Below are 7,570 nucleotides of genomic sequence, written 5' to 3'. Positions count from 1 at the left end.
GGTGCAGCGCAGGGTGCGGGCCGAGGAACGAGGCACGCGCCCGGAGCGGAACCGCAGGCTCAGCCGAAACGGACAGGGCTGGTGCGGCCTAGCTCCCGGGGAAGGCCAGCTCCTGCCACCGGCCCGCCTCGTCCGCCGTCAGCGCACGGCCGAAGATCGCCAGCCGGTCGGCGCCGCCGGACTGCCGCTCGCCGCCGTCGCGGTTCGCGCCGATGTGCAGGGTGCGCGACGTGCACGCGTTCGCCGCCTCGTAGCCGCCGATCGTGGCGGTGGCTGCCTGCGTGCCGTCGACGTACACCGTGATCGAGCCGGTGGCCGAGAGGGTCACGACCAGCTCGAACCAGCGGTCGGTCGGGACGACGGCGTTCGTCGTCGTCCCCGTGCCCGCCGTGATGACGCGGACGTTGTTCGACGGCGTCGTGTCGATCATGATGCCGTCGGAGTCGCTGCTCGCCGACCGGTGGTCGAACAGGCGCCGATGGCCCGGCTGACCGCTGTCGATCCTGAACTCGCCGGCGAACGTCGACTCCTCGAGGTACCCGAGCGGGAAGGGTTCGACGCTCGTGACGTAGCCCGTCGTCGCGAGCTGCTGGGCCGCACCGGTCGGCCCGTCGGCGAGCACGCCGAGCGTGCCCTCGACCCGCCAGTCGCGGCCGTTGCCGGACTGGTCGCCGTCGGCGTCGCCGCCGAGGTTCCACGCGACGAGCGTGGCGTCGGGATCGGGTACCGGGCACGGCGTCGGCGGCTCGACGTCCACCACCACCGTGCGGCTGAGCGTGATGTCGCCCGCGGTCAGCGTCGCGGTGATCGGCGACTGCCGCGCGGCGTTGCCCGCGCCGACGGTGACGGTGACGGTCCGCTCGACGCTCTCGCCAGGCCGGATCGTGCCGAACATGAGCTCCGCCGGCTCGGCCGACCACTGCGGGTAGCCCGGCGCCGTGTCGTCCGGGACCGTGACCAGCACGGCCGCGTCCTCGACCGGCTCGGCACCGATCGCCTCTGCGCGCACGGTGACCGGGAGCTCGTCGCCCGACGTCGCGGTCGCGGGCGCCGTGACCGACAGCGCCGCCGTGGCCTTGGCCACGTACCGCTTCCCGGCCTGCCCCTCGAAGACCACGACGCCGTCCTCGACCGTCGACTCGACGGGCCTGCCCCTGTGGTCGGTCAGCGTGAACAGGCCCGGCTGGAAGATCTGGTTCCCGATCCGCAGCTCGCCGTCGTTCGCGGGGCGGATGTCGATCCGCCGGACCGATCCGTCCGCCCACGTCGCGTCGACCTCGACGTCGCCCCGGGCCTTCAGGCCCGAGTACGAGCCGTCCGGCCAGGCCGTCGGCAGCGCGGGCAGCACGTCGATCCGGCCGGCCTGGCTCTGCAGCAGCATCTCCGCGACGCCGGACGTCGCGCCGAAGTTGCCGTCGATCTGGAACGGCGGATGGTCGTCCCACAGGTTGTCGAGCGTCGAGCCCTTGAGCTGCTCGGAGAGCAGCTTGTGCGCGCGGTCGCCGTCGAGCAGGCGCGCCCAGAAGTTGATCTTCCACGCCTTCGACCACCCGGTCCCGCCGTCGCCGCGTCCCTCCAGCGTGGTGCGGGCGGCCTCGGCGAGCTCCGGTGTCGCGGCGGGTGAGACGGCCGTCCCGGGGAAGAGCGCGTAGAGGTGGGAGACGTGCCGGTGCTGGTTCGACGGGTTGTCGAGCGCCTGCTCGACCTTCCACTCCTTGAGCTGGCCCCACGACCCGACGGCGAGGCCCGGGTAGATGCCCTGCAGCTTCTCGTCGAGGTCTGCGAGGTAGGCGGCGTCGTCCTCGCCGGTGAGCTCGGCGGCGGCCCCGGCCGACGTCAGCAGCTCGGTGACGATCTGCTGCGAGATCGACGCCCCGACCGTGAAGTCGCCCTGCTCGGGCGAGTAGCTCGGCGTGACCACGTAGGTGCCGTCCGTGTCGCGCACGAGGAAGTCGATCCAGAACTCCGAGACCGCCTTGAGCATCGGGTAGGCGCGCTGCCGCAGGAACTGCTCGTCCCCGGTGAAGAGGTAGTGCTGCCAGTAGTGCTGCGCCAGCCACGCCGCGGCGTCCGGCTGCCAGAACGACTGCGGGTACTGGTGGAACCCGGTGAACCCGTAGGGGTTGGTCTCGTTCCCCACGACCCAGCCGCGCGCCCCGTACATCTGGCTCGCCGTCAGCGTTCCCGGGGCGACCATCGAGTCCACGTAGTCGAAGAACGGTTGCGTGGTCTCGGCGAGGTTGGTGGTCTCGGCCGGCCAGTAGTTCATCTGCAGGTTGATGTTGACGTGGTAGTCGGCGTCCCACGGTGGGTTGTTGACCCGGTTCCAGACGCCCTGCAGGTTCGCGGGGAGCGAGCCGCCGCGCGAGGACGAGACCAGCAGGTAGCGGCCGTACTGGAAGTACAGCGACTCGAGCGCCCGGGCGCTCTCGGCGTCGGTCGTCGACCGGTACTCCGCCAGCAGCTCGTCGGTGGGGATGTCGGGGAGCCGGGCGCCGAGGTCGAGCTCCACACGGTCGAAGAGGCCCCGGTAGTCGCTCTGGTGGCGCTTCAGAAGCGCCTTGAACCCGCGCTCGGACGCCGCATCCACCGCCCGGGTGACCTGCTCGTGGGGGTCGACGCCGGTGCGGTAGCCGGCCGCGTGGTCCATCGCGAAGTCGGTGGCGGCGCTGAGCACGAGCGTGACGGAGCTCGCGCCCCGGACGCCGATGGACCCGTCGCCCTCCGTCACCGACCCGCCGCTGTTGAGCACCTGCAGTTGCGACTCGAAGCGCAGCCCGTTGTTCGCCAGCCGCCCCGCCGTCGTCAGCCGCCCGCCCTCGGCCGTCTGGGTCACCGCCGTGCGCCCGGCCGGGAGGTTGAGCCGTGCGTCGAACCCGATCCGGCCGCGCTTGTCGGCCGTCAGGCGCACGACGACGACGTCGTCGGCCGCGGAGGCGAAGTACTCGCGGGTGTAGCCGACGCCGTCGGCGGTGAACGTGGTGGTCACCACCGAGTCGGAGATGTCGAGCTGCCTGCGGTAGCCGGTCGCCTCCCCGATGCCCGTAATCGTCAGGTCGAGGTCACCGAAGGTCTGGTACGAGCCGAAGTTGAGCTTCGGCTTGCCGAGCAGGTCGGCGATCGTCTCGGGTGCGATGCCGCCGGTCGGCGACCGGTTGATGAGCTGCCGGGCCTCCTCGATCGTCTCGGGCCCGCGGCCGTCGGTCCAGTTGCCGTAGTCGTAGCCGCCCTGCGCGCCGGGTCCCCCGGTCCAGAGCGACTTCTCGTTGAGCTGGAGCTTCTCGTCGGTGACGCCCCCGTAGACGACGGCGCCCATGGCACCGTTGCCGATCGGCAGCGCGCGCTGCTCCCAGTTGCGCTGGTGGTCGCCGGCGGTCGAGAGCGGCTCGTCGAACCAGATCGTGTCGGGCGCCCCCTCGAGGCGCGGTCGGTCGTCCCGCACGGTCGTGTCCTCCGGTGCTGTCGTGTCCTTCGGGGCGGTCGTGTCCCTGGGGGTGGCGGCGTCCGGTGCGGCCGCGGCGGGGACCACCGCCGCGGCGGACACCGGTGCGGCGAGCAGCAGCGCCAGTGCGGCCGCGATCGCGCGCCGAGAGGGTCGGCGCATCAGCAGTGGGATCGAGCAGAAGGTCATCCTCGGCCTCCGGACCATCGACGTCGTCGTCGTCTCCCGCGCCACCGTGGACGCCGGGCAGTGCTCGCGAGCATTCAAGCAACGCGCCCGGAGCAGTGTCAACCAAACAGCTGATGTTTCCTTGCTGCGCCTTGCCTGGTTATCGAGCAGATGGGATGAATCCGCCGATCCTTGTACCAAGAGATCCGATGTATGAACCAGACGGCCGTCCGCAGCGTCGGCCACCAGTCGGTCGGCACCGCGGGTCCACCGGCCTCACGCGGGTCCACCGGCACCAGGCATGCGAAAGGCCCCCTGGCCCGCGTCTCCGCCGGCCAGAGGGCCTTGCCTTGCTGGTGGGCGATACTGGGATCGAACCAGTGACCTCTTCCGTGTCAGGGAAGCGCGCTACCGCTGCGCCAATCGCCCGAGGTGGGTACGGGATTCGAACCCGTGTATACGGCTTTGCAGGCCGCTGCCTTGCCTCTCGGCCAACCCACCGTGCTCCCCACCAAAGCGGGTATCGAGCGGATGACGGGACTTGAACCCGCGACCCTCACCTTGGCAAGGTGATGCTCTACCACTGAGCTACATCCGCGCTATGACCATCCTGGACCCTTCGGTCCCGGCGTGGTGACGCTCCGGAAGAGTAGTTCACAAACGGCGTGCCGGTCCAATCGAAATCGCCGCGCCACCTGCACGGGGTCTCGCGACGCCGAGCAGCCCTCGGGCGGCGCCGCCGGAATCGTCCGGCGACGCCACCCGGGCAGGTCAGGGGCAGGCGCCCGTCAGTAGATGGACACCCCGTACGCGCTGAGCGCCTCGGTGACGGGCTGGAAGAACGTGGTGCCGCCCGTGGAGCAGTTGCCGCTGCCGCCGGACGTGATGCCCAGGGCGGTCGACCCGCTGTACAGCGCGCCGCCGGAGTCGCCGGGCTCGGCGCAGACGGTGGTCTGGATCATGCCCCGCACCACGCCGCTGCCCTGGTAGTTGACGCTGACGTTGAGCGCGGTGACGGTGCCGGAGTGCACGCCGGTCGTGGAGCCGTCCCGGGTGACGCTCTGACCCACGTAGGCGTTGCCCGCGTGTAGCCGCCGGGGTGGCTCAGCGACGTGTTGTCGTAGCGGACGATCGCGTAGTCGTTGCCGGGAAAGCTGGAGCCGACGGTCGCGCCCACCAGGGTGGTCTGGGAGGAGTTCGTGTACCAGGTGGGCACCTCGTTGCCGCAGTGCCCGGCGGTGAGCAGGTAGTACTGGCTGCCGCTGCGGACGTTGAAGCCCACGGAGCAGCGGTACCCCGAGCCGTAGATGGCGTCGCCCGAGCCCAGCAGCGGCTTGAAGGTGCCGGGTGCGCGCCTGATGGTCAGCGCGTCCGCCTCGGAGCCGGCCGCCCTGCGGAGCGTGCTCAGCTCGGCCGCCGTGACCGTCGAGTCCGCGGTGACCACGACCTTCCCCGTGGCCGGGTCCGTGTACCAGGCGACGCCGTCCACGTCCGCCGCCCCGACGGCGGCGTTCACCGTCGCGAGCTCGGCGGCGGTGGGCCTGTCGGGTGCGGCCGTGGCCGCCGGTCCGGCCAGGCCGGACACCGCGAGGCCGAGCCCGGCGGTGAGTGCGATCAGTCGGGCCCGTCGGGCGGGACCGGGGCGGAGAGCGGTGCGAATGAACGTCATTGCATCCTCCTGGGGTGATGGACCCGCTGGCTGCGGGTCCTGCTCGGCAAGGACGGATCGCCGTCCGCGCCGTCTCACTGGCCACGAGTGTGACGTGTGGCACATTTCACCCACAAGACCTCAAAGCAGATGTAACCGGCAGGAAACGAAAAGCGCCTCCTTCGAGGCGGTTTCACCCGCGGCAACGCTTGCGCGGGCGGGCTATGTTCGGCGGCATGAGTGCTTCCGACATCATCCCCGCCCACCTGATCCATCTGCTCGAGGCGCCGAACTATGCGTTCCTCGGCACGATCCGCCCCGACGACACGGTCCAGGTGAACCCGATGTGGTTCGACTTCGACGGCGAGACGCTGCGCTTCACGCACACCACGTACCGCGCCAAGTACCGCAACCTGCAGCACAACCCGACGATGAGCCTCGCGATCCTCAACGACGAGAACGCCTTCAACTACATCGAGGTGCGCGGCAAGCTCGTCGAGGTGGTCCCCGACCCGACCGGCGAGTTCTACGTCCACCTGGGCAAGCGGTACGGCAACGCCGAGCAGCAGCCGCCCGCGGACAGCGCCGACCGCGTGATCCTCGTGATGAGCATCGAGCACTACACGACGCAGTAGTCGGGCACCGGACGGCGGGCCGTTCAGCCGGCGGGCCGCCGTCCACCGATGAGTTTCCTCGGCGTGGCCGGTCACCAGGGGCACACACCGAATCCGAGGAGAGACCGATGCAGAAGCTCATGGTGGACTTCATCATCTCGCTGGACGGCTACGCGTCCGCGGCGGGCTGGCCAGGTTTCTGGGGCCTGGAAGGCCCGGAGTACCTCGCCTTTCTCGGGGAGGACGGCGAGAACCAGCACACCACCCTCATGGGCGCGACGACGTACCGTGTGATGACCGAGCTGATGGCCGACGTTCCCGAGGACCCGCTCGCCGACATGCCCAAGGTGGTGTTCTCCTCGACGCTGACGACGCCGCTGACGTGGGCGAACACCGAGCTGGTCACCGGCGACGCCGTCGAGGCGGTGCGCGAGCTCAAGGAGACCTCCGACCGCCCGCTGCGCACCCTCGGCAGCCTCAGCCTGTGCCGCTCGCTGCTGCTCGCCGGCCTGGTGGACCGCTACCGGGTGGTCGTGTTCCCGGTCGTCACGGGCGCCAGCGGCAAGGAGCGGATCTTCGACGGGTACCCGGACGTGGCGATGGAGCTGGTCGAGCACCGCACGTTCGACGGCCGTCTGCAGCTGCTGGACTACGTGCCGACCGTGATGGACGGGCCGCCCGGGACCGGCAGCTGAGGCCGGGCGCGGACGGACGGAAGGAGACGCGATGCTGACGCAGGTGGCGGACGGCGTTCTGGTGCACCAGAGCGAGCTGCTCCGGAACAACACCGTCGTCGTGCGGGGCCAGGACGGCGCGCTGGTCGTCGACGCCGGGATCACGGGTTCCGAGATGGCCTGCCTCGCGAACGACCTGGGCGAGCTGGGTCTGCCCGTCGCGGCCGGCTTCTCGACGCACCCCGACTGGGACCACGTGCTCTGGCACACCGGGCTCGGCGAGCCCCCTCGTTACGGCACCGCGCGCTGCGCCGCCGACCTGCGAGACCTCCGGTCGACCGCGGACTGGCAGGCCCGCGTCACCCAGGGGCTCCCGCCGGAGATCGCCGACGACGTCCCGCTGGACCTCTTCGGTCTCGTCACCGGGCTGCCCGCCGGGACCGCGCGGATTCCATGGGACGGCCCCGAGGTCCGGATCATCGAGCACCCGGCGCACTCCCCCGGCCACGCGGCGCTGCTGGTCGAGACCCGCGGCGTCCTGGCCGCCGGCGACATGCTGTCCGACGTCTTCGTCCCGATGCTCGGCGACTTCACCGACGCGAGCGACCCGGTCGAGGAGTACCTCGCCGGGCTGCGGGCACTGGAGGACGTCGTGGGCGACGTCGAGGTGCTCGTCCCGGGTCACGGCTCCGCCGTCGCCGGAACCGAGAATGTCCGCGTCCGGATCGAGCTCGACCGCGCGTACCTGCACGCCCTGCGGGACGGCCGCACCCCCGACGACCCGCGCATCGGCGGGGTCGAACCCGGCTGGGAGTGGGTGGGCGACATCCACGAGGGACAGGCCGCCGGCTTCGCCCGGTGGAAGGCGCGCCGCGGTACGCCCGGTTAGGACCCCGCACATGCGAAAGACCCCCGGGTCGGCGTCTCCGCCGGCCGGGGGCCTTCTGCGCGTGGGCGATACTGGGATCGAACCAGTGACCTCTTCCGTGTCAGGGAAGCGCGCTACCGCTGCGCCAATCGCCCG

6 protein-coding genes and 4 tRNA genes are annotated in these 7,570 nt (G+C 71.0%); 3 read left to right on the top strand and 7 right to left on the bottom strand.

Going from position 1 to position 7,570, the window contains the following annotated elements:
- Positions 1 to 88: 88 nt before the first annotated feature.
- From QRN56_RS27600 to QRN56_RS27575, 6 genes are all read right to left on the bottom strand, one after another.
- Complete coding sequence (locus tag QRN56_RS27600) at positions 89 to 3,604, bottom strand: glycosyl hydrolase family 95 catalytic domain-containing protein (RefSeq protein ID WP_285108706.1); 3,516 nt, start codon at positions 3,602 to 3,604, stop codon at positions 89 to 91.
- A gap of 360 nt (positions 3,605 to 3,964) precedes the next feature.
- Positions 3,965 to 4,039 (bottom strand) — tRNA-Val (locus QRN56_RS27595).
- A gap of 1 nt (position 4,040) precedes the next feature.
- Positions 4,041 to 4,111: transfer RNA gene (locus QRN56_RS27590), tRNA-Cys, on the bottom strand.
- Positions 4,112 to 4,136: 25 nt separating this feature from the next.
- Positions 4,137 to 4,208, bottom strand: a tRNA-Gly gene (locus tag QRN56_RS27585).
- Positions 4,209 to 4,398: 190 nt separating this feature from the next.
- A complete protein-coding gene (locus QRN56_RS27580; RefSeq protein ID WP_285108705.1) occupies positions 4,399 to 4,641 on the bottom strand; it encodes a S1 family peptidase in 243 nt (80 codons plus the stop codon).
- Positions 4,569 to 5,279 carry a S1 family peptidase gene (locus QRN56_RS27575; protein ID WP_285108703.1) on the bottom strand — a complete coding sequence of 237 codons (711 nt, stop codon included), beginning with the start codon at positions 5,277 to 5,279 and terminating at the stop codon, positions 4,569 to 4,571. The genes QRN56_RS27580 and QRN56_RS27575 overlap by 73 nt, the downstream gene beginning before the upstream one ends.
- Before the next feature lie 215 nt (positions 5,280 to 5,494).
- Here QRN56_RS27575 and QRN56_RS27570 point away from each other — a divergent pair, with 215 nt between their 5' ends.
- From QRN56_RS27570 to QRN56_RS27560, 3 genes are all read left to right on the top strand, one after another.
- Positions 5,495 to 5,893 carry a PPOX class F420-dependent oxidoreductase gene (locus QRN56_RS27570; RefSeq protein ID WP_285108702.1) on the top strand — a complete coding sequence of 133 codons (399 nt, stop codon included), beginning with the start codon at positions 5,495 to 5,497 and terminating at the stop codon, positions 5,891 to 5,893.
- Between the two features lie 107 nt (positions 5,894 to 6,000).
- Entirely contained in the window at positions 6,001 to 6,567 is a 567-nt protein-coding gene (locus tag QRN56_RS27565; protein ID WP_285108700.1) for a dihydrofolate reductase family protein, read from the top strand.
- 31 nt (positions 6,568 to 6,598) lie between these two features.
- Positions 6,599 to 7,435, top strand: a complete 837-nt coding sequence (locus QRN56_RS27560) for an MBL fold metallo-hydrolase (RefSeq protein WP_285108698.1) — start codon at positions 6,599 to 6,601, stop codon at positions 7,433 to 7,435.
- Between the two features lie 62 nt (positions 7,436 to 7,497).
- Here the strand turns inward: QRN56_RS27560 and QRN56_RS27555 are convergent.
- Positions 7,498 to 7,569 (bottom strand) — tRNA-Val (locus QRN56_RS27555).
- Position 7,570 lies beyond the last annotated feature (1 nt).

It is taken from the genome of Promicromonospora sp. MEB111, from assembly GCF_030209445.1.
GTDB lineage: Bacteria > Actinomycetota > Actinomycetes > Actinomycetales > Cellulomonadaceae > Promicromonospora.
Note: the sequence above shows the minus strand (reverse complement) of the source record. Positions and strands in the feature narration are given on the sequence as shown.

What these genes read in the sequence shown, in the direction of transcription:
- QRN56_RS27600 (WP_285108706.1), bottom strand. Translation starts at nt 3,604, where the DNA reads ATGCGCCGACCCTCTCGGCGCGCGATCGCGGCCGCACTGGCGCTGCTG.
- QRN56_RS27575 (WP_285108703.1), bottom strand. Translation starts at nt 5,279, where the DNA reads ATGACGTTCATTCGCACCGCTCTCCGCCCCGGTCCCGCCCGACGGGCC.
- QRN56_RS27570 (WP_285108702.1), top strand. Translation starts at nt 5,495, where the DNA reads ATGAGTGCTTCCGACATCATCCCCGCCCACCTGATCCATCTGCTCGAG.
- QRN56_RS27565 (WP_285108700.1), top strand. Translation starts at nt 6,001, where the DNA reads ATGCAGAAGCTCATGGTGGACTTCATCATCTCGCTGGACGGCTACGCG.
- QRN56_RS27560 (WP_285108698.1), top strand. Translation starts at nt 6,599, where the DNA reads ATGCTGACGCAGGTGGCGGACGGCGTTCTGGTGCACCAGAGCGAGCTG.